This window comes from Mumia sp. ZJ430, assembly GCF_011751845.1.
Lineage (GTDB): Bacteria > Actinomycetota > Actinomycetes > Propionibacteriales > Nocardioidaceae > Mumia.
This window is the reverse complement of the sequence record NZ_JAAHFK010000003.1, coordinates 118,676-139,077: the sequence shown is the minus strand read 5'-3', so window position 1 is coordinate 139,077 and position 20,402 is coordinate 118,676. Positions and strand designations below refer to the sequence as shown.

18 protein-coding genes are annotated in these 20,402 nt (G+C 70.5%); 14 read left to right on the top strand and 4 right to left on the bottom strand.

Annotated features, from left to right (window positions below; all coding sequences use genetic code 11):
* Positions 1-102 precede the first annotated feature (102 nt).
* The 9 genes from HCT63_RS12840 (at position 103) to HCT63_RS12800 (ending at position 11,392) form a co-directional block, all read left to right on the top strand.
* Positions 103-1,608 carry an ABC transporter ATP-binding protein gene (locus HCT63_RS12840; RefSeq protein ID WP_167005354.1) on the top strand — a complete coding sequence of 502 codons (1,506 nt, stop codon included), beginning with the start codon at positions 103-105 and terminating at the stop codon, positions 1,606-1,608.
* Entirely contained in the window at positions 1,605-2,699 is a 1,095-nt protein-coding gene (locus HCT63_RS12835) for an ABC transporter permease (protein WP_167005351.1), read from the top strand. Before HCT63_RS12840 ends, HCT63_RS12835 begins: the two co-directional genes overlap by 4 nt.
* Positions 2,696-3,955 (top strand): ABC transporter permease, encoded by a 1,260-nt coding sequence (locus HCT63_RS12830; RefSeq protein WP_167005348.1) that lies wholly within the window; start codon positions 2,696-2,698, stop codon positions 3,953-3,955. Before HCT63_RS12835 ends, HCT63_RS12830 begins: the two co-directional genes overlap by 4 nt.
* A complete protein-coding gene (locus HCT63_RS12825; RefSeq protein WP_167005345.1) occupies positions 3,952-4,386 on the top strand; it encodes a cytidine deaminase in 435 nt (144 codons plus the stop codon). Before HCT63_RS12830 ends, HCT63_RS12825 begins: the two co-directional genes overlap by 4 nt.
* Before the next feature lie 23 nt (positions 4,387-4,409).
* Positions 4,410-5,621: a cytochrome P450 gene (locus tag HCT63_RS12820; RefSeq protein WP_243843022.1), complete on the top strand. Its 1,212-nt coding sequence runs from the start codon at positions 4,410-4,412 to the stop codon at positions 5,619-5,621.
* 2 nt (positions 5,622-5,623) lie between these two features.
* Entirely contained in the window at positions 5,624-6,907 is a 1,284-nt protein-coding gene (locus HCT63_RS12815) for a thymidine phosphorylase (protein WP_167007079.1), read from the top strand.
* Between the two features lie 21 nt (positions 6,908-6,928).
* Positions 6,929-7,996, top strand: coding sequence for an adenosine deaminase (locus HCT63_RS12810; RefSeq protein ID WP_167005342.1), 1,068 nt, complete (start codon positions 6,929-6,931; stop codon positions 7,994-7,996).
* Between the two features lie 67 nt (positions 7,997-8,063).
* Complete coding sequence (locus HCT63_RS12805; RefSeq protein ID WP_167005339.1) at positions 8,064-9,674, top strand: substrate-binding and VWA domain-containing protein; 1,611 nt, start codon at positions 8,064-8,066, stop codon at positions 9,672-9,674.
* Positions 9,675-9,775: 101 nt separating this feature from the next.
* On the top strand, positions 9,776-11,392 hold the full coding sequence (locus tag HCT63_RS12800; protein WP_167005336.1) for a substrate-binding domain-containing protein: 1,617 nt from the start codon (positions 9,776-9,778) through the stop codon (positions 11,390-11,392).
* Here the strand turns inward: HCT63_RS12800 and HCT63_RS12795 are convergent.
* Genes HCT63_RS12795 through deoC form a run of 4 tightly spaced genes read right to left on the bottom strand, consistent with a single transcriptional unit; the run spans position 11,367 to position 15,279 of the window.
* Positions 11,367-11,990 carry an ATP-binding protein gene (locus tag HCT63_RS12795; RefSeq protein ID WP_167005333.1) on the bottom strand — a complete coding sequence of 208 codons (624 nt, stop codon included), beginning with the start codon at positions 11,988-11,990 and terminating at the stop codon, positions 11,367-11,369. The genes HCT63_RS12800 and HCT63_RS12795 overlap by 26 nt on opposite strands.
* Entirely contained in the window at positions 11,987-12,847 is an 861-nt protein-coding gene (locus tag HCT63_RS12790) for an aldehyde dehydrogenase family protein (protein WP_167005330.1), read from the bottom strand. The genes HCT63_RS12795 and HCT63_RS12790 overlap by 4 nt, the downstream gene beginning before the upstream one ends.
* Positions 12,844-14,325, bottom strand: coding sequence for an aldehyde dehydrogenase family protein (locus tag HCT63_RS12785; protein ID WP_167005327.1), 1,482 nt, complete (start codon positions 14,323-14,325; stop codon positions 12,844-12,846). Before HCT63_RS12785 ends, HCT63_RS12790 begins: the two co-directional genes overlap by 4 nt.
* Positions 14,326-14,334: 9 nt before the next feature.
* Entirely contained in the window at positions 14,335-15,279 is a 945-nt protein-coding gene (gene deoC, locus HCT63_RS12780) for a deoxyribose-phosphate aldolase (protein WP_167007076.1), read from the bottom strand.
* A 55-nt stretch (positions 15,280-15,334) separates the two neighbouring features.
* Between deoC and HCT63_RS12775 the strand changes: the two genes are divergently transcribed.
* From HCT63_RS12775 to HCT63_RS12755, 5 genes are all read left to right on the top strand, one after another.
* The gene (locus tag HCT63_RS12775) at positions 15,335-16,171 is read left to right on the top strand and encodes a universal stress protein (protein WP_167005324.1); all 837 of its coding nucleotides are present in this window, start codon (positions 15,335-15,337) and stop codon (positions 16,169-16,171) included.
* A gap of 339 nt (positions 16,172-16,510) precedes the next feature.
* Positions 16,511-17,599 (top strand): glycoside hydrolase family 25 protein, encoded by a 1,089-nt coding sequence (locus tag HCT63_RS12770; protein ID WP_167005321.1) that lies wholly within the window; start codon positions 16,511-16,513, stop codon positions 17,597-17,599.
* A gap of 124 nt (positions 17,600-17,723) precedes the next feature.
* On the top strand, positions 17,724-18,398 hold the full coding sequence (locus tag HCT63_RS12765; protein ID WP_167005318.1) for a helix-turn-helix transcriptional regulator: 675 nt from the start codon (positions 17,724-17,726) through the stop codon (positions 18,396-18,398).
* A gap of 170 nt (positions 18,399-18,568) precedes the next feature.
* The gene (locus tag HCT63_RS12760) at positions 18,569-19,600 is read left to right on the top strand and encodes an ATP-binding cassette domain-containing protein (RefSeq protein WP_167005315.1); all 1,032 of its coding nucleotides are present in this window, start codon (positions 18,569-18,571) and stop codon (positions 19,598-19,600) included.
* Entirely contained in the window at positions 19,597-20,373 is a 777-nt protein-coding gene (locus HCT63_RS12755) for an ABC transporter permease (RefSeq protein WP_167005314.1), read from the top strand. Before HCT63_RS12760 ends, HCT63_RS12755 begins: the two co-directional genes overlap by 4 nt.
* Positions 20,374-20,402 lie beyond the last annotated feature (29 nt).

Here is a 20,402-nt window from a genome sequence, read left to right as displayed (position 1 = left end):
GGGGAGGGCCGACGCGCCCTCCCTCCAAGGTCGTGATGGGCCCGGGGTGGCGTTCTGCCGCCCCGGGCCCACGCCTCTCGATCGGTACTCAGAAGGAGCACGATGACGACCTCCGCGGTGGAGCTCGAGGGGATCGAGAAGCGATTCCCCGGTGTGATCGCGAACGACGACGTCAACCTGCGCATCGCACCCGGAACGGTCCACGCGCTCGTCGGCGAGAACGGGGCCGGCAAGTCGACGCTGATGAAGATCCTGTACGGGGTGCAGAAGCCTGACGGCGGGACCATCACCATCGACGGTGAGAAGGTCGAGTTCGCCAGCCCGTCCGACGCGATCGCGCGCGGCATCGGCATGGTGTTCCAGCACTTCATGCTCGCCGACAACCTCACGGTGCTCGAGAACGTCGTTCTCGGCGCCGAGAAGCTGTACGGCACCGGCGCGAAGGCCCGTGAGCAGGTCCGGGAGATCTCGCACCGGTTCGGGTTCAACCTCGACCCCGACGTGCTGGTCGAGGCACTCGGCGTCGCCGCGCGCCAACGGTTGGAGATCCTCAAGGTCCTCTACCGCGGCGCCAAGATCATCATCCTCGACGAGCCGACGGCGGTCCTCGTCCCGCAGGAGGTGGAGGCGCTCTTCGCCAACCTCGAGGGTCTCAAGGCCCAGGGGCACACGCTCCTGTTCATCTCGCACAAGCTCGACGAGGTGCTCGCGATCGCCGATGCGATCACGGTGATGCGACGCGGCACCACGGTCGGCAGCCCCGACCCCAAGCAGGTCACCAAGCGCCAGCTCGCCGAGCTCATGGTCGGCTCTGAGCTGCCGTCGCCCGAGACCGAGGAGTCGACGGTCACCGACGTCGTCGAGCTGCGCGTCAGCGACCTCACGATGGTCGACGAGTTCGGCCGTACGGTGCTCGACAGCATCGACCTCGAGATCCACCGCGGCGAGGTCCTCGGCATCGCCGGCGTCGAGGGCAACGGCCAGACAGAGCTCGTCGAGGGGATCCTCGCGATGCGGCCCACGACGGGCGAGGTGGAGCTCGGCGACACCGACATCTCGCAGTGGGCCACCCGTCGCCGTCGCGCCGCCGGGATCGGCTACATCCCTGAGGACCGGCACCGGCACGGGCTCCTGCTCGACTCCCCGTTGTGGGAGAACCGCATCCTCGGCCACGCGTACGAGGACGTCGCCGTCAAGGGCGGATGGATCAACCGCGGCGGCGCCCGCCGCGACTCCGAGCGGATCGTCGAGCAGTACGACGTCCGCACACCCGGCATCGACACCATGGCGCGCGCGCTGTCGGGCGGCAACCAGCAGAAGTTCATCGTCGGGCGCGAGCTGTCGGGCAAGCCCAGCCTGCTGATCGCGGCCCATCCGACCCGCGGCGTCGACGTCGGCGCGCAGGCGGCGATCTGGGACCAGATCAAGGACGCCCGACGCGCCGGGCTCGCCGTCCTGCTCATCTCGGCAGACCTCGACGAGCTCATCGGCCTGTCCGACCGCATCGAGGTCATCCTCCGCGGTCGCATCGTCGGCTCGTTCGACCCGCAAACCGTCACCCCGCAGGACCTCGGTGAGGCCATGACGGGCGGACAGGAGGAAGCATGAACCAGCTGCGCAACGTGGGCATCGCGATCGCCGCGCCGCTGCTCGCGATCGCGTTCTCGCTGGCTGTCACGAGCCTGGTCATCGAGATCTCCGGAGGCTCGGCCTCGGACTTCATCGGGATCATCTTCTCGTGGCCCGCTGACCGGATCCTGGTCAACATCGCCAACCAGTCGTCGTTGATCTACCTCTCCGCGCTCGCTGCCGCGGTGGGCTTCCGGATGAACCTCTTCAACATCGGTGTCGAGGGCCAGTACCGCATGGCCGCGTACGCCGGAGCCGTGTTCGCCGGGGCGGCGCTGCTGCCCGGCGCCCTCAACGTGCTCGGCTCGCTGCTCGTCGCGGTCGCGGCCGGCGCCGCGTGGGCGGGCATCGCAGGCCTGCTGAAGGTCACCCGCGGGGTGAGCGAGGTCATCTCGACGATCATGCTCAACGCGATCGCGGTGACCATCACGGGCTACCTCCTCAACACGTATGGGTTCAAGGCCGGCGACTCGCGTCGTACGACCGAGATCCCGGAGTCCAGCCAGGTCCCCGGCTGGCAGCCGTTCGAGAAGGCCTCCGGGGAGGTCTGGACCCTGGGGCTGCTCGCCGTCTTCGCGGGCATCGCGTTCTGGCTCGTCCTCAACAAGACCCGCTTCGGCTTCGACCTGCGTGCGACCGGCCAGTCGGAGTCGGCGGCGGTGGCCAGCGGCGTCAACACCAAGAAGATGACGATGCTGACGCTGCTCATCTCCGGTGGCATCGCGGGCCTCATCTGGATGCCGTCGCTGTTCGGCAGCGCGCACTACTACGGCACCACCTTCCAGCTCGGACTCGGCTTCACCGGCATCGCCGTCGCGCTGCTCGGACGCAACCGTGCGCTCCCGATCGCGTTCGCCGCGCTGCTGTTCGCGTTCCTCAACGAGCAGTCGAACCGCCTCACCATCGAGGCCGGCATCTCCGTCGAGGTCATCCAGATCACCCAGGGCATCATCGTGCTCGCAGTCGTCATCGCCTACGAGCTCGTGCGCCGCTATCGCGTCCGCGCCGAGGAGCGGCAGGTGGCTCAGGCACCCCGTCCCGACGCGACCCCTGAGGAGGTCTCGGCATGAGCACCGTGGTCACCGAGACGGCGCCCCCGCCGCCGCCGTCCCCGTCCGCGTCGCTCGGACGCTCCTACCGCTGGCTCGTGGTCACGTTCGGCTTCCTCGCGCTCGTCGCGTCCGTCCGCCTCATCAGCGGCGCCCACGAGATCGACTCGGTCGGGACGATCCAGGCCGCGCTGATCGCCACGTGCCCGATCCTGCTCGCCGCGCTCGGCGGTCTGTGGGCCGAGCGTGCCGGCATCGTCAACATCGGCCTCGAGGGCCAGATGATCCTCGGGACCTGGGGCGCCGCCTACTTCACCTACTTCTACGGTCCGTGGGTCGGCCTGATCGGCGCCGCTCTGATGGGCGCCCTCGGCGGCATCCTCCACGCGATCGCGACCGTCACGTTCGGCGTCGACCACATCGTCTCCGGCGTGGCGCTCAACATCATCGGCGCCGGCGCGGTCGCGTTCCTCGCCGAGGCGTACTTCCGTGATCTCGACGGCGGCGGCATCAAGCAGCTGACGGGTCTGTCGACCCCACCGAAGGTCGAGATCCCCTGGCTCGGGGAGGCTGCTGCCGACCTCGCGGAGAAGCACTGGTTCGTGATCTCCGACCTCGCGGCCGTGGTCGCGGCGCTCACCCGCAACATGTCGATCATGGTCTACCTGGTCGCGGCGCTGGTCGTGTTCACCTCGTGGATCCTCTGGAAGACGACGTTCGGTCTGCGGCTGCGCTCGTGCGGCGAGAACCCGCAGGCTGCCGAGACGCTGGGCGTCAACGTCTATCTGTTCAAGTACATTGCGGTCATCATCTCCGGCGTCTTCGCCGGACTCGGCGGCTACATGCTGGTGCTGGTCTCGTCCAGCGGCTTCGTCACCGGGCAGACCGGCGGACGTGGCTACATCGGCCTCGCGGCGATGATCTTCGGCAACTGGCGGCCGTTCGGTGCCGCAGGTGCGGCGACGATGTTCGGCTACACCGACGCGATGCAGCTGCGCAACGCCGCCGCCGTGCACGCGCTGCTGCTCCTTGTGGCGGTCCTGCTGCTCGTCTTCATGCTGCTGCGCCTGCGCAAGGGCGACCGCAAGAACGCGATCCTGTTCGGCGCCGTGGGCGTGGGCTTCCTGGTGTGGTACCTGCTCAGCGACGAGGTGCCGCGTGAGTTCGCCGGCATGACCCCGTACGTCGCGACGCTGCTCGTGCTCGCACTCGGGACGCAACGTCTCCGCATGCCCGCGGCCGACGGCAAGCCCTATCGCAAGGGCCAAGCCGGATGAGCGGGGTCTCGACAGGCTCGACCGGCGGGGGCGGGGGCGACGTCGACTGGGAGGTCCTCCACGACGCGGCGGTCGAGGTCATGCGGCGCGCGTACGCCCCGTACTCGCACTATCGCGTCGGTGCCGCGGGCCTCACCGAAGACGGCCGTGTGGTCGTCGGCTGCAACGTCGAGAACGCCGCGTACGGCGTCGCGCTGTGCGCCGAGTGCGGCATGGTGTCGTCGCTGCACTCCACGGGCGGTGGCCGGCTCGTCGCGGTCGCGTGCGTGAACGGCGCCGAGCAGCCGGTGATGCCGTGCGGTCGCTGTCGCCAGCTTCTCTGGGAGAACGGTGGTCCGCAGATGCTGCTGCGCACCGTCCGCGGCGTCGTACCGATGACCGAGGTATTGCCCGACGCGTTCGACGACGAAGACCTCGCGGCCCGGTCCTGAGAGTTGCGAGCGATGATGAACCCGTGAAGATCGATGTCGACCTGAGCGATCCCGCCTTCGTCGCCGACCCGTACCCGGTGCTCGCCGAGCTGCGCGCTGCGGGCCCGATGCTGTGGCACGAGCCGACCCAGCGGTGGCTCGCGACCACGCACGACGCGGTCAGCCAGACGCTTCGCAAGCGGCGGCTCGGACGGATCTGGACCGACTGGGAGCCGACCGACGACATGGAGCCGTTCAACGCGCTCCATCGCAACCAGATGATGGAGAACGAGCCGCCGGCCCACACGCGGCTGCGCCGTCTGGTCGCGGGCGCGTTCGGGCGCGGCCACGTCGAGCGGATGCGCCCGCGCGTCGAGGCGCTCACCGCACGGCTGCTCGACGGACTCTCGGGCACGGCCGACATCCTCGGCGACTATGCGGAGCCGCTCCCGGTGTACGTCATCTGCGACCTCCTCGGCGTCCCTGGCGACGACCACGCCCAGCTGCGGACGTGGTCGCAGGGCATCGTCCACATGTACGAGCAGGGCGTCGGCGAGGAGACCAAGCGCGAGGCGATCACGGCGAGCGTCGCGTTCAGCGAGTACGTCGCCGCGCTCGTCGCGGAGCGCAAGGCGCAGATGGCCCGCGGTATCCGCGGTGATGACCTGCTGACCGACCTGATCGCCGAGCGCGACACGGAGTCCGGCGGCGCCGCCCGCCTGAGCGAGGACGAGCTGGTGGCGACGGTCGTGCTGCTGCTCAACGCCGGCCACGAGGCCTCGGTCAACGTCTTCGGCAACGGTGTCCACGCGTTGCTGTCCCACCCGGCACAGCGCGACCGCGTGCTGTCCGGCGAGGTGTCGGTCGCGATGGCGCTCGAGGAGCTGATCCGCTACGACGCGCCGCTGCAGCTGTTCGAGCGTACGGCGACGGCGGACGTCGAGATCGCGGGCACCACGGTCCGTACGGGCGAGAAGGTGGCCTGCCTGATGGGCTCGGCCAACCGTGACGCCGCGGTGTTCGCCGAGCCCGACGCGTTCGACGTGTCGCGCGACCCCAACCCGCACGTCGGGTTCGGGATGGGACTGCACTTCTGCCTCGGCGCGCCGCTGGCACGGATGGAGCTCGAGATCTCGCTGGGCCGGCTGCTCGAGCGGTTCCCGCGGCTCGCGCTGAACGGAGTTGCACCACGCCGCCCGACCTGGGTGCTGCGTGGGTTCGAAGGTGTCGAGATCGATCTAGGAGAGGCCGCATGAGCATGGGCAGGCACGACGCTGTCGAGGTGATCGCGGCGAAGCGTGACGGGCACGCGCTGTCCGGTTCGCAGATCGACTGGGTCGTCGACGGCTACACGTCCGGCGAGGTGGCCGACGTCCAGATGGCGTCGCTGGCGATGGCGATCGTGCTCAACGGCATGGAGTTCGCCGAGGTCGCCCGCTGGACCGACGCGATGATCCGCAGTGGTGAGCGGATGGACTTCTCCGGGCTCTCGTGGCCGACGGCCGACAAGCACTCGACGGGCGGGGTCGGTGACAAGATCACGCTCCCGCTGGCGCCGCTGGTCGCCGCCTGCGGCGTCGCGGTGCCGCAGCTGTCGGGCCGTGGGCTCGGGCACACCGGCGGGACGCTCGACAAGCTCGAGTCGATCCCGGGGTGGCGCGCCGACCTGTCGAACGACGAGATGATGCGTCAGCTCGAGGACGTCGGCGCGGTGATCTGCGCCGCCGGCTCAGGGCTCGCTCCCGCGGACAAGAAGCTGTACGCGCTGCGTGACGTTACGGGCACGGTCGAGTCGATCCCGCTGATCGCGAGCTCGATCATGAGCAAGAAGATCGCCGAAGGCACCGGCGCGCTCGTGCTGGACGTCAAGGTCGGGTCGGGCGCGTTCATGAAGGACCTCGACGCCGCCCGCGAGCTCGCTCGCACGATGGTGGCGCTCGGCACGTCTGCCGGCGTGGACACCCGCGCGCTCGTCACGGACATGTCGACGCCGCTCGGGATGACCGCCGGCAACGCGCTCGAGGTCGCCGAGTCCGTCGAGGTGCTCGCAGGCGGCGGTCCCGCCGACGTCGTCGAGCTGACGCTCGCGCTCGCCCGCGAGATGCTCTCGGCCGCCGGGCGCGAGGACGTCGATCCCGCGGACGCGCTCGCCTCCGGCCGTGCGATGGACGTGTGGCGCCGCATGATCGCCGCGCAGGGCGGCGACCCTGACGCGGAGCTGCCGCACGCCTCCGACATCCAGGTCGTCGCCGCCGACCGTGACGGCTACGTGGGCCGCGTCGACGCGATGGCGGTCGGGCTCGCGGCGTGGCGCCTCGGCGCGGGCCGCTCGCGTCCTGGCGAGTCGGTCCAGGCCGGCGCCGGGGTCGAGCTGCACGTACGACCAGGAGACCGTGTCCGTACGGGCCAGCCGTTGATGACGCTGCACACGGACACTCCTGAGCGGTTCGCGAGGGCGCTCGCTGCGCTCGACGGCGGCTACGACGTGGTGGACGCCGCACCCGAGCCTCGTACGTCCCCGGTGCTCGAGCGCATCGTCTGAGCGCCGCACTAGGCTGGGCCGATGGTGAGCCCCGAGCAGATCGCGCGCGTCCCGAAGGTCCTCTTGCACGACCATCTCGACGGGGGCGTGCGCCCGGAGACCGTCGCGGAGATCGCCACGCGGACGGGGCACGCGCTGCCGGTCGTCGATCCGGGAGAGCTCGGTGACTGGTTCGCCGCCGCCGCGACGTCGGGGAGCCTTGTGCGCTACCTGGAGACGTTCGAGCACACCGTCGGCGTGATGCAGACGACCGACGACCTCGTACGGGTCGCCCGCGAGTGCGTCGAGGACCTTGCCGACGACGGCGTCGTGTACGCGGAGGTGCGGTGGGCTCCTGAGCAGCACCTCCGCGAGGGCCTCACGCTGACCGGCGCCGTGGACGCCGTGCGCGAGGGGTTCGTGCAGGGGACGGCCGAGGCCGCGAGGCGCGGACGGACGATTCACGCGCGCCAGATCCTCACCGCGATGCGGCACCAGGCGCGCTCGCTCGAGATCGCCGAGCTCGCCGTGGCGTACCGCGACCGCGGCGTCGTCGGCTTCGACATCGCCGGCGCCGAGGCCGGCTACCCGCCCACCAGGCACCTCGACGCGTTCGAGTACCTCCACCGCGAGAACGCGCACTTCACCATCCACGCCGGCGAGGCGTTCGGGCTGCCGTCGATCTGGCAGGCCATCCAGTGGTGCGGCACCGACCGGCTCGGTCACGGTGTCCGGATCATCGACGACATCGACCTCACCGATCCGGACGAGCCACGCCTCGGTCTGCTTGCCGCGTACGTGCGTGACAAGCGCATCCCGCTCGAGCTGTGCCCGTCGTCGAATGTCCAGACAGGGGCGGCGCCGTCGATCGCCGAGCACCCCATCGGCACGCTCGCGTCGCTGGGTTTTCGCGTCACCGTCAACACCGACAACCGGCTGATGAGCCAGACGTCCATGACCCGAGAGATGTCGCTTCTCGTGGAGGCGTTCGGCTACGATCTGGACGATCTCCGGTGGTTCACGGTGAACGCGATGAAGAGCGCGTTCCTCCCCTTCGACCAGCGGCTCGCGCTCATCCAAGATGCGATCAAGCCGGGTTATGCTATATAGCCCTTTCCGGACTCTGCTACCTTGTGCGCAGCCGCGTGTGAAACATGCCACGAAGTAGGGAGAATCCATGGGCGGGCGTCACGCCATTGCCAAGGAGAACGAGGCCGGCCATAAGTGGCAGTACGGCATCGGACTCGTTGTCATCGCCACGATCCTCACCGGGGTCTTCGTCCTGAGGGACAAAGAGGCCCCGGCCGCTGCGTCGTGCGCGACGACGCACGACGTGTCCGTCGCCGTCGCGCCCGAGATCGCGCCGGTCGTTGAGGCGGCGGTCGAGCGTGTCGGCGAGGACGCCTGCGCGGCGTACACGGTCGAGGCGCAGGCCCCGGCTCTCGTCGCGCAGTCGCTCGCGATCGGTGAGGGAGCGCCAGATCTGTGGATCCCGGACTCGACGCTCTGGCTCGCGCGCGTCACCGCGCAGCAGCCCGAGGGTGCTGCTGGTCCGGAGGTCGTCACGAAGTCCGTGGCGACATCACCCGTCGTGCTCGCTCTCCCGAAGGGCGGGCCGGGACGCCCCGACACCTGGCTCCAGGCGATGTCCGACCCGAAGTTCACCAACGGTGACGCGCTCGCGACGACGCAGGCCACCGTGCCGCTCCTCGCTGCGCAGGCTGAGGCAGCGAAGGGGCTCACGAGCGCCGAGACCGTCGGGGCCGCGTTGGTCACGCTGGCGCAGCGCCAGTCGGCTGCTGCACCCAAGACCAACCCTGCCGAGCTGCTCGCCGACGTCGCGAAGGCCGGTGGCAGCACGGTCGTGAGCGAGCAGACGTTCAGCGCCGTCCCGGGCAGCGCCGAGTTCGTCGCCGTGATCCCCAAGACCGGCAGCCTGGTCCTCGACTACCCGCTCGCCGCCGCGTCCGACAACCCCGGCAACGCCCGCGCCGCAAAGGCGCTCACGTCGGCCCTCGGGTCCGCCGACGGTGTCAAGGGTCTGACCGAGGCGGGCTTCCGCAAGCCGTCGGGTGAGCCGTTGCCGGAGGGCAAGGGCGTCGGCCAGTTCACCCCGATCGCGCTCGACAACCCGCAGCTCGTCGCGCAGACCCTACGCAAGTGGTCGGTCATCGCGCTTCCCGCGCAGACCGTCGCCGTGATCGACGTGTCGGGCTCGATGGAGGCGCAGGTCGGCGACTCCACTCGCATGGGCCTGACCATCGAGGCGGGGCTGACAGGGCTCTCCCTGATGCCCGACTCGTGGGCCGTCGGCTCGTGGGCGTTCTCGCACAAGCTCGACGGCGAGCAGGACTGGAAGAAGCTCGCCCCGATCCGCAAGCTCGGCTCGGTCGACGGCGGGGTCAAGCACCGCGACCTGGTCGTCGAGAAGATCAAGCAGATGGGGACGCTGGTCGGCGGCGGCACGGGTCTGTACGACACGGTTCTCGCGGCCTGGCGCACCGTCCAGGCGCAGTACGACCCGAAGTCGATCAACTCGGTCATCATCCTCACTGACGGCAAGAACGAGGACTCAGACAGCCTGTCCCAGTCCGAGCTCCTTGCCACGATCCAGCGCGAGCGTGACCCGGCGCGTCCGGTCACCGTCATCGCGATCGGGATCACCGAGGACGCCGACGAGGACGCCCTCAACAAGATCGCGAAGGCCACGGGGGGCCAGGCCTACATCGCGCGGGAGGCTTCAGAGATCCCGAAGGTGTTCGTCAACGCCCTCGAAGCCCGAGGGTGACACACTCACACTCCGCTCACCCGGCGTCGCGCCGTCCGTTCGCACGGGCGGCGCAGCGCCGTCGGTGTGGCGCCTAGGCCCTCGGGTAGGAGCAAGGACCAATGGCAGGACGTCATGCGGACGCCAAGGACGGCGCCGACAACCGACCGATGACGTACGCGATCGGCTTCGCAGTGGTGGTGGTCCTGGTCGTCGGCTTCCTCGTGCTGCGAGACGATGACGAGCCAGCGGCCGCCGACTGCGCGAAGACGGCCCCGGTGCGGGTCGCGGTCACCCCGGAGCTCGCGCCGATCGTCGAAGCCGCGACCGAGCGCGCCGACACCGACAGGTGCGTGTCGTACGAGGTCCTCGCCGAACAACCCGCGCTCACCTCGCAGGCGGTCACGCTCGACGACGGGGCACCCGACGTCTGGATGCCCGACTCGAGCGTGTGGCTGACGCGCGTCGCCGGCCAGCTCGTCGAAGGGGTCGAGGCTCCGCGTACGCTCGTCCGCTCGGTGGCGACCTCGCCTGTCGTCCTCGCGTGGCCGAAGAGCGGCGGCGATCCGCCCTCGAAGTGGCTCCAGGTGCTCACCAACCCCGGGTTCACCATCGGTGACCCGCTGTCGACCGCGACCGCAACGGCCCCGCTGCTCGCCGCGCATGCAGAGGCAGGGAGCAGCCTGACGCCGGCGGCGTTCGACACCGTCAGCTCGGCACAGGTGACGCTGGCCCAGAGGCAGTCCGGCAACCCCGCGACGGCCGACCCCGCGGGGCTGCTCGACACGACCGCGAAGTCCGGCGGGAGCACTGTCGTCAGCGAGCAGGTCTTCAACGCGTCGGCGGCCGCCGACTCCTTCGTGCCGGTGCTGCCGGGGGAGGGGAGCTTCGCGCTCGGCTATCCGTTGGCCCTCGTCTCGGGCGATCCGGCCCACGAGGCCGCGGCGAAGGCGCTCGCGGCCGCGCTGACGTCGGCGAAGGGCCTCGCCTCGCTCGAGAAGGCCGGGTTCCGAGCCCCGTCCGGCGAGCCGCTCTCCGAGGGCAGCGCGATCGGCTCCTTCGCGTCGATGACGATCGAGGACCCAGCCGTCATCGCCGACACCCTGCGGCGCTGGTCCTTGATCGCCCTCCCGGCGCGGGCGCTCGCCGTGATCGACGTGTCCGAGCCGATGGGGGAGCGTGCCGGCGATTCGACCCGCATGGGGCTGACCACGGCGGCCGCGCTGACCGGGCTCGGGCTGATGCCCGACTCGTGGTCGCTCGGGTCGTGGGCCTTCTCGCGCAAGCTCGACGGCAAGAAGGACTGGAAGGAGCTCGCTCCCATCAGGCCGCTCACCGCCACCACGGGGGGCAAGAACCAGCGCGACATCGTGGTGCAGCAGACGAAGTCGCTCCGCAAGCTCGTCGGTGGCCGCACGGGCCTGTACGACACGACGCTGGCGGCCTACCGGACCGTGCAGGCGCGGTACGACCCGAAGGCCGTCAACTCGGTGATCATCCTCACGGGCGGGCGCAACGACGACCCGGGGAGCATCTCGCGCGCCAAGCTCGTCGAGACGCTCAAGCGCGAGCGCGACCCGGCGCGCCCCGTCGTCGTGATCGCGATCGGCATCACCGAGGACGCCGACGCGTTCTCGTTGCAGGAGATCGCGAAGGCGACCGGCGGGCAGGTCTACCTGGCGCGCCAGCCGGGCGAGATCGCGGACGTGTTCGTCAACGCCCTGCGTTCGCGCCACTGACGCCGCCGAGCGCCGCGATCCGGCGCTCGGCCTGGCGGGGCGTGACGGGCCGGCAGCCGTGCTCCTCCGCGAGCGCGACCACGGCCGGCTCCTCGCGCGTGAGGTGCAGGCCGCGGCGCAGCAGCACAGGCAGCGACTTGCGCTTCTCGCGCAGGTCGCGCGCCAGTCGCAGGACGAACGTGACGAGCCGGTGGTGGCGGACACACAGCGCGTCGACGAGCAACCCACGCCGGGCGAGCTCGGCGACGATGACGTGCGCGAAGAGTCCCTCGGCGACGACCATGGTGGCGTCGCCGAGGATGAGCGTGTGCCAACCCGTGCGACGGCTCAGAGAGATGTCGTACACCGGCACGTCGACCGTGCCGGTGGTGCACAGCGTCTCGAGGGCATCGCACGCCGCCTCGGCGTCCCACGACCGGAGGTCGTCCCAATCGACGACCTCGGTCTCGCCGAACGTGATCGTGGGCAGGCCCGGGTCGCCTGCCTCGCGGTAGAAGTCGTCGAGCCTGACCACGGGCAGCCCGCTGCGCTCGGCGACCCGGGACTTGCCGGAGCCGGACGGACCGGACAGGACGACGACACCGACGGGGGTGCTCACACGCCCACGGGGTGCCACACGGTCTTCGTCTCGAGGAAGGCCGTCATGCGGGCGATCGACGGCTCGGCCGTCCAGTCAGGGCTGCTGGGGCGCAGCACGCGCTTCAGGTTGATCGCGGCCTCGGCCTCGAGCTCGGTGGCGAGGTCGTGGTCGTCGACCCCGGTCAGGTCGAGCGCGTTGACGTCGAGGTGTGCCGCGAGCCAGGGCCCGAGCTCGGTGACGTCGCCGGTGAGGACGTTCACCACGCCGCCGGGCACGTCGGAGGTCGCGAGGACCTCGGAGAGCGTGACGGCGGCGAGCGGCCGCTCGCACGAGGTGACGACGACGGCGGTGTTGCCGGAGACGATCACCGGTGCGAGCACCGACACCAGGCCGAGCAGGCTGTCGTCGGCGGGTGCGGCCACGGCGACGACGCCGGTCGGTTCGGGGGAGGAGAGGTTGAAGTACGGCCCGGCGACCTGGTTGGCGTTGCCGGTGACCTGGGCGAGCTTGTCGGCCCACCCCGCGTACCAGACCCACCGGTCGATCGCGGCGTCGACGACCTTGGCCGCCTGCGCCTTGGTCCGCCCCTCGGCGGCGACGACGTCGGACGTGAACTGGTCGTGGCGTCCCTCGATCATCTCGGCGACGCGGTAGAGGATCTGGCCTCGGTTGTACGGGGTGCGCCCTGCCCAGCCGCCGAAGGCCTTGCGGGCCGCCACGACGGCGTCGCGGGCGTCCTTGCGCGAGGCCTTGGCCGCGTTGGCCAGGAAGCGGCCCTGGGTGTCGGTCACCTCGTACGTGTGGCCGGACTCGGAGCGGGGGAACGCCCCGCCGATGTAGAGCTTGTACGTCTTGCGTACGTCGAGCCGGCTCATGCGGTCTCGCCCTCCTGAAGGTCTGCGCTCGTGAGGTACGCGGCGAGGCCCTGGCGCCCGCCCTCGCGGCCGTAGCCGGACTCCTTGTATCCGCCGAACGGCGAGGCTGGGTCGAACTTGTTGAAGGTGTTGGCCCACACGACCCCGGCACGGAGGCGGTCGGCGATCGCGAGGATGCGCGACCCCTTGTCGGTCCAGACGCCCGCCGACAGACCGTACGGAGTGTTGTTGGCCTTGGCGACCGCCTCGTCCGGCGTCCGGAACGTGAGGACGGACAGCACCGGGCCGAAGATCTCCTCGCGCGCGATGCGGTGGGCCTGGGTCACGCCGGTGAAGACGGTCGGCGCGTACCAGAAGCCCGACGTCGGGAGCTCGCACGGTGGCGACCAGCGCTCGGCGCCCTCGTCGTCACCGGTGCTCGCGAGCGCGGTGATGCGGTCGAGCTGCTCGCGGGAGTTGATGGCACCGATGTCGGTGTTCTTGTCGAGGGGGTCGCCGACGCGCAGCGTGGTCATGCGGCGCTTGAGGCGCTCCATGACGTCGTCGTACACGTTCTCCTGGACCAGCAGCCGAGAGCCGGCACAGCACACATGGCCCTGGTTGAAGAAGATCCCGGAGACGATGCCTTCGATCGCCTGGTCCATCGGGGCGTCCTCGAAGACGATGTTGGCGGCCTTGCCGCCGAGCTCGAGGGTGAGTCGCTTGTCAGTGCCGGCGACCGACCGCGCGATCTGGCGGCCGACGTCGGTCGACCCGGTGAACGCGACCTTGTCGACGTCGGGGTGGGTGACGAGCGCCTGCCCGGTCGCACCGGCACCGGTGATGATGTTGACGACGCCCGGCGGGAGGTCGGCCTGCTGGCAGATCTCGGCGAACAGGAGCGCGGTCAGCGGCGTGGTCTCGGCGGGCTTGAGGACGACCGTGTTGCCGGCGGCGAGCGCGGGCGCGATCTTCCACGACAGCATCAGCAGCGGGAAGTTCCAGGGGATCACCTGGGCGGCGACCCCGAGGGGGCGCGGCTGGGAGCCCAGCCCTGCGTACGCGAGTTTGTCGGCCCATCCGGCGTAGTAGAAGAACCACTGCGACACGAGCGGGATGTCGACGTCGCGCGACTCCTTGATCGGCTTGCCGTTGTCGAGCGACTCCAGCACGGCCAGCTCGCGGCTGCGCTCAGCGAGGATGCGGGCGATGCGGTAGAGATACTTCGCACGCTCGCGGCCCGGCATCCGCGACCAGCTGCGGAAGGCGCGGCGGGCGGCGGCGACCGCGGCGTCGACGTCGGCGTCGGTCGCCTCGGTGACCTCGGCGAGCACCTCCTCGGTCGCGGGGTTGACGGTCTTGAACGTCCGGCCGTCGATCCCTTCGGTGAAGGAGCCGTCGATGAACAGCCCGTACGAGGGCTGGAGGTCGACGATGGCCCGCGACTCGGGTGCTGGTGCGTAGTCGAGCGGTGTGGGGGGTACGGCGTGGTCAGCCATGTCGGTGCCTCAGTCGATCGTCACGTAGTCGGGTCCGGCATAACGGCCGGTCTCGAACTTCTGGCGCTGCATGAGCAGGTCGTTGAGCAGGCTCGACGCCCCGAACCGGAACCAGGTTGGCGTCATCCAGTCGACGCCTGCGGTCTCGTTGACCGTGACGAGGTATTTGAAGGCGTCCTTGGTCGTCCGGATGCCGCCTGCGGGCTTGACACCCACCTGCACGCCAAAGGCGTCGCGGAAGTCACGCACCGCCTCGAGCATGAGCAGCGTCACCGGCAGCGTCGCCGCAGGGGAGACCTTGCCGGTGCTGGTCTTGATGAAGTCGGCTCCGGCGAGCATCGCCAGCCAGGACGCGCGACGGACGTTGTCGTACGTCGCCAGCTCGCCGGTCTCGAGGATCACCTTGAGGTGGGCGCGAGAGCCGTCGCCACGCTCGCACGCCGCGCGGACGGCGACGATCTCCTCGTACACCTTCAGCAGGTCGCCGGCGAGGAACGCGCCACGGTCGATGACCATGTCGATCTCACTGGCACCCGCGGCGACGGCGTTCTCGGTGTCAGCGATCTTGATCGGCAGCGCGGCGCGTCCGGACGGGAACGCGGTGGCGACGCTCGCGACGCCGACAGGCGCGTCGCCGAGGGCTTCGCGGGCGACGGCGACGAGGTCGGGATAGACGCAGACAGCAGCGACCTGCGGGCAGGTCGGGTCGGACGGGTCCGGGCGCAGAGCCTTCGCGGCCAGCGACCGCACCTTGCCGGGGGTGTCGGCCCCCTCGAGCGTCGTCAGGTCGACCATCGAGATCGCGAGGTCGATCGCCGTGCGTTTGGCGTCCTTCTTGATGGATCGGGTCGCGAGTGCGGCGGCGCGCGCCTCCAGCCCGACCTGGTCGACCCCGGAGAGGTCGCCCAGCACGGACCGGACGTCGGCGGCGCTGCCGAGCACGGTGGGTGTCATGGTCACAAGGCCAGTCTAAATGCGTGGGGGAGGTGCTACCCCCCATGCTGGGGGCATGGCTGATGCACAGGGACCGGTCGTGGTCGGAATCGATGGTTCGGAGGATGCGACGCTCGCGCTCAGGTGGGCGAGTGTTTACGCGGTGGCGACCGGGGCGGCGGTGAGAGCGGTCGCCGTGCTGGGGCACGACCTGGCGGGCTCCGACGCCGCTGACGAGGTCGAGACGACCCTGGTCCAGGAGGCCCAGTCCGTGCTGGCGGAGGCCGGCGCGACGACGTACGAGGTCGAGACGCGCGTAGGAAAGGCGTCCGAGGAGCTCATCGCGCTCTCGTCGGAGGCGTCCGTCGTCGTGCTGGGGAGTCAGGGCCACGGGGCGATCGAGGGTCTGGTGGTCGGCTCGGTGAGCCAGCACGTCTCTCGCCACGCCGACTCTCCGGTCGTGGTCATCAGGGAGCCTGCACGACCGCAGGCGACCCGGGTTGTCGTCGGCACCGACGGTTCGGACGAGTCCGCCCCCGCCGTGGAGTGGGCCTTCGCCTATGCGGCTGCGACGGGGGTGGATCTGACGGTGGTGTACGGCTTCCGTACGTCGGCGTCGAGCCCCGCGATCCTCTCGGGATACATCCCGACCAACGTCGGCGACGAGATCGCGGTCGCGGAGGGGGTGCTCGCGGACGTGGTGGCGCCCCTGTCCGCCCGCTACCCCGGGGTGAGCGTTCAGCAGGAGGCGATCACGGTTCCTGCTGCGGTCGCGCTCGCCGATGCGTCGGAGACAGCCGCGCTCGTCGTGGTCGGCTCGCGGGGGAGGGGCGCGTTCGAGGGCATGCTGCTGGGCTCGGTGAGCCAGAGCCTGCTGCACCACGCTCGGTGCGCGGTCGCTGTCGTGCGCTGACCTGCGCCACTGCTCGTCCTGGCGCACTGCCAGCTGGCGTTGCACGTGCTATTTGTCCGATTTGTTCAGATATGTCACTCTCGGATAAGGAGTACGGCCCTCAGTGGCCTTGCGTGTAGCGTCCCCCGCACCCCCGGGCGGGCGTGGACGCTGGGATGACGAGCATCCGCTCCTGTGCGTCCGGTGGCGGCGGTATCCGCCGCTTCCGGGCGCCGTACGTGCGACCCCCGGCGCGTAAGAGGCAGTCCTCACGATGTTCACCGAGCCCTTGTGCTCGGTCGATCCCGCCTGCTCCGGACCGGTCGCTACGCCATGACCGACCGGTACAGGAGCAGCACCATGAACACCCCTATCCTCCGACGCCGGGCACGCCACGCAGCCGTGGTCGTGCTCGCCGTCGGCGCCTCACTCGTAGGCGCCACCCTCGCCACCTCGGCGCCCGCCTCGGCGGCGCAAGTCCCGGCTCAGACCCCCGCGGCCCAGACCTCCGCAGCATCCGTGGCATCCGCGGCGTCCGCGACCAAGGCGGTGTCCGCGAAGGCCGCCGACAAGTCCAGCAACGGCGTCGCACGCGGCATCGATGTCTCGGGGCACCAGCACCCGCGGGGCCGGGCGATCAACTTCACCAAGGTCCGCAAGGCCGGCTACACCTACGCCTTCATCAAGGCGACCGAGGGGCGGTCGTTCGTCAACGAGTACGCCAAGACCGACGGCCGTGCGAGTCAGCGTGCCGGCCTCGCCACCGGCTACTACCACTTCGCGCGTCCGGGGACCCCTGCCGTCGCGCAGGCACGCCACTTCGTGAACCAGGTCCGCCGTACGGGCGTCGACAAGCCGATGCTCGTCCTCGACCTCGAGGACACGGACGGCCGCTCGCGCTCCCACCTGCGCAACTGGGCCAAGCGCTGGCTTCAGACGGTCGAGCGGATGACGGGCACACGCCCGCTCCTTTACACCGGTCCGGGCTTCTGGAACGCGTCCGTCCGCGGCTCCATCCCCTTCGCGAAGTACCCCCTGTGGGTCGCGCACTACGAGACGCGGCGCCCGACCGTACCCGCACCGTGGCGCAAGCAGGCGATCTGGCAGCACTCCAGCACCGCACGCGTCCCCGGTGTCCCCGGGCTCGCCGATGTGAACGTCGCCTCGCCTCAGGTCGCCGCGCGCCTCGCGCCGCCGAGCTCCGACCTCGCCCGGAGCGCCAAGACGGCCGCCGCCGAGACACAGACCAGCCGGTCGGGCGAGCGCCCCGCCGCTCCGAAGGCAGCCGCCCCTGCGGCGGAGGAGCCGAAGGTCGCCGACGCGCGGATCGAAGGCGCATCCGCCGAGAAGAGCGCGAAGTCCCCGCTGCCTGGCGTCCTGCTCGACGCGCTCACCGAGCATGCTGAGTCGGGCAAGAAGCTGAGCGGTGTCCCAGGCCTGACCCGCTGAGGTCCGCTCGCACCCGTACGGACGCAGACGCGCCGTGCCTCTCATGAGAGGCACGGCGCGTCTTGTCTCCGTACTCTCGCCGTAATACTCTGAGTCGAGTACTCGATGTCGGAGGGAGAGAGCGATGGCCGTACGACGCCCGACGAACGCGCTCGCGCTCGCCGTGCTCAGCCTGCTGGCCGAGCGGCCGATGCACCCGTACGAGATGTCGAGCACCTTGCGCGAGCGGCACAAGGAGGAGAGCATCCGGCTCAACTACGGGTCGCTCTACTCCGTGGTCGAGTCGCTCGAGAAGAAGGGCCTCATCGCGGCGCGCGAGACCGTCCGCGAGGGGAGGCGTCCCGAGCGCACGGTCTACGAGATCACCTCGGACGGCGAGATCGTGATGACCGACTGGCTCAGCGAGCTCCTCAGCGAGTCGACTCCGCAGTTCACCGACTTCGAAGCCGCCCTGTCGCTCATCGCCACGCTGCCGCCCGACGACGTCGTGCCGCTCCTGGAGCGCCGGCTGTCCGAGCTCACGCTGCAGTCGCGGGCGTACGACGCGATCCGTCAGGCGCTGCCCGATGGCTTCCCTCGGCTGTTCGTCCTCGAGAGCGACTACCAGGAGGCCGTCCGCGCCGCCGAGCGTGAGTTCGTCGCCGCGTTGCTTGCCGACCTGCGCACGGAGACGTTCGAGGGCATCAGCATCTGGCGACGCATGCACGAGCTGCGCGCCGAGGGTGCCGACCCGCAGGAGGCGGAGCGGCGGCTCGTCGAGGAGTTCCCCGAGCTCGGAGTGCTGATGTCCGGGCCCTGACCACCGACTTCCGCCCGCGCACCCGTGCGGGCGGACGAAGAGAGGTCCCCGGCCGACTGCCATCGACCGGGGACCGTCACCCTCGAGTCCGACGCAGGCGCCGAGCCCCGAAGGCTGCATCTCCAGGCTACGGCACCGGTGGCGGACTCCTCATCAGAAGGAGACCTGCCATGCCACATCCACAGCGGTCGGGACCGGCGATCGCCGCCACCGGCCTGGCCAAGACCTATCGCGCCCGAGACCATGAGGTCCGGGCCCTCGACGGGCTCGACCTCGAGGTCGAGCCCGGGACGGTGCTGGGGCTGCTCGGGCCCAACGGCGCCGGGAAGTCCACGACCGTCAAGATCCTCACCACGCTGTCACGAGCAGACTCGGGGACCGCCTCGGTCGCCGGACTCGACGTGGTCCGCGAGGCCGCCGACGTCCGACGCGCCCTCGGCTACGTCTCCCAGAAACCTGCCTTCGACCCGGTCGGCACCGGCATCGAGAACCTCGTCCTCGCCGGACGCGTGTACGGACTTTCTGGTCGCGAGGCCCGGGCGCGGGCCGACGAGCTGCTCGGACGCTTCGGTCTCGCCGACGCAGCGGGGCGCCTCGCGCGGACGTGGTCCGGGGGCATGCAGCGCAAGCTGGACGTCGCCATGAGCCTGGTCCACCGGCCGCAGGTGCTCTTCCTCGACGAGCCGACCACCGGGCTCGACCCCGAGGCGCGGGCCGACATGTGGGCGGAGATCTCGCGCCTGGCGGCAGCGGACGGGGTTGCGGTGCTGCTCACGACGCACTACCTCGAGGAGGCCGACCAGCTCGCGGACCAGCTCGTGATCGTCGACGACGGCCGTGCCGTCGTACGGGGGACACCGGACACGCTCAAGCGGGGGCTGTCGGGCGACGCGATCGCCGTCGAGCTCGCCGAGCGCCGCGATGTCGACGCGGCGGAGCGGGCGCTCGGCGACCTGCCCGGGGTCCGTGAGCTGACCCGTACGGCAGGGCTGCTGCGCGCGCGGGTGGACGACGGTGCAGTCGCCCTGCCGCGGGTGATGGCGGCGCTCGACGCGGCGTCGCTGCGGCTCGCCGCGGTGACCGTCGCGCGACCGTCGCTCGACGACGTCTACCTGCGCTACGCCGGACGCGCGTTCGGCAGCGGCGACGGGCCGGGGCGTGCGGGGATCGACCGTGCCGAGTCCGAGGGGGTGGCGGCATGACCACGATGCTCGTGCACACCGAGCTCCTCACCCGGCGGTCGTTGCGCAACCTCGTGCGGCAGCCGGCGTACCTGGCCTTCTCGCTGATCCAGCCGCTCGTCTGGCTGCTGCTGTTCGGCCAGCTGTTCCGCAACGTCGTCGAGCTCCCCGGGTTCGGGGGTGCCTCGTACATGACCTACCTCACGCCGGGCGTCGTCGTCATGACGGCGATGTTCTCGGCGGGGTGGGCCGGGACCGGCTTCATCGTCGCGATGGACCGCGGCGTCATGGATCGCGACCTCACGTCTCCGGTCGGGCGGTCGGCGCTGATGCTGAGCTCGCTCGCGTCGCAGGCCGTGACGATCGCGCTCCAGTCGCTGATCGTGCTGACGGCAGGCGTCGTCGTGGGGGCGCGGTTCGAGGGTGGGCCGCTCGGGTGGCTCGTGGTGGTCGTGGCGGCGGTGCTCCTCGGCTCGGTGTTCGCGGCGCTGTCGAACGCCGTGGCGCTGCTCGTACGACAGGAGGAGGCGCTGATCGGCATCTCGCAGTTCCTCACGCTCCCGCTGACGTTCTTGTCCTCGGTGATGCTCCCGGCCCCGCTGATGCCGGACTGGGTGGCGACCGTCGCTCGCCTCAACCCGGTCGACTGGGCGGCGGTCGCCTCCCGTGAGGCCCTGTCGGCGGGCCCGGACTGGTCGGTCGTCGGAGGGCGGCTCGCCCTGCTGCTCGTGGTCGCGGCCGTGATGGGCTGGCTCGCCACCCGGGCGTTCCGGGCGTACCAGCGCTCGGTCTGAGCCGCCCCCTCCACCGGACGTCATACGTT

Bases quoted from the DNA above. Each gene is read 5' to 3' on its own strand.
- HCT63_RS12840 (WP_167005354.1), top strand. From the start codon at position 103: ATGACGACCTCCGCGGTGGAGCTCGAGGGGATCGAGAAGCGATTCCCC.
- HCT63_RS12835 (WP_167005351.1), top strand. From the start codon at position 1,605: ATGAACCAGCTGCGCAACGTGGGCATCGCGATCGCCGCGCCGCTGCTC.
- HCT63_RS12830 (WP_167005348.1), top strand. From the start codon at position 2,696: ATGAGCACCGTGGTCACCGAGACGGCGCCCCCGCCGCCGCCGTCCCCG.
- HCT63_RS12825 (WP_167005345.1), top strand. From the start codon at position 3,952: ATGAGCGGGGTCTCGACAGGCTCGACCGGCGGGGGCGGGGGCGACGTC.
- HCT63_RS12815 (WP_167007079.1), top strand. From the start codon at position 5,624: ATGGGCAGGCACGACGCTGTCGAGGTGATCGCGGCGAAGCGTGACGGG.
- HCT63_RS12810 (WP_167005342.1), top strand. From the start codon at position 6,929: ATGGTGAGCCCCGAGCAGATCGCGCGCGTCCCGAAGGTCCTCTTGCAC.
- HCT63_RS12805 (WP_167005339.1), top strand. From the start codon at position 8,064: ATGGGCGGGCGTCACGCCATTGCCAAGGAGAACGAGGCCGGCCATAAG.
- HCT63_RS12800 (WP_167005336.1), top strand. From the start codon at position 9,776: ATGGCAGGACGTCATGCGGACGCCAAGGACGGCGCCGACAACCGACCG.
- HCT63_RS12790 (WP_167005330.1), bottom strand. From the start codon at position 12,847: ATGAGCCGGCTCGACGTACGCAAGACGTACAAGCTCTACATCGGCGGG.
- HCT63_RS12785 (WP_167005327.1), bottom strand. From the start codon at position 14,325: ATGGCTGACCACGCCGTACCCCCCACACCGCTCGACTACGCACCAGCA.
- deoC (WP_167007076.1), bottom strand. From the start codon at position 15,279: ATGACACCCACCGTGCTCGGCAGCGCCGCCGACGTCCGGTCCGTGCTG.
- HCT63_RS12775 (WP_167005324.1), top strand. From the start codon at position 15,335: ATGGCTGATGCACAGGGACCGGTCGTGGTCGGAATCGATGGTTCGGAG.
- HCT63_RS12770 (WP_167005321.1), top strand. From the start codon at position 16,511: ATGAACACCCCTATCCTCCGACGCCGGGCACGCCACGCAGCCGTGGTC.
- HCT63_RS12765 (WP_167005318.1), top strand. From the start codon at position 17,724: ATGGCCGTACGACGCCCGACGAACGCGCTCGCGCTCGCCGTGCTCAGC.
- HCT63_RS12760 (WP_167005315.1), top strand. From the start codon at position 18,569: ATGCCACATCCACAGCGGTCGGGACCGGCGATCGCCGCCACCGGCCTG.
- HCT63_RS12755 (WP_167005314.1), top strand. From the start codon at position 19,597: ATGACCACGATGCTCGTGCACACCGAGCTCCTCACCCGGCGGTCGTTG.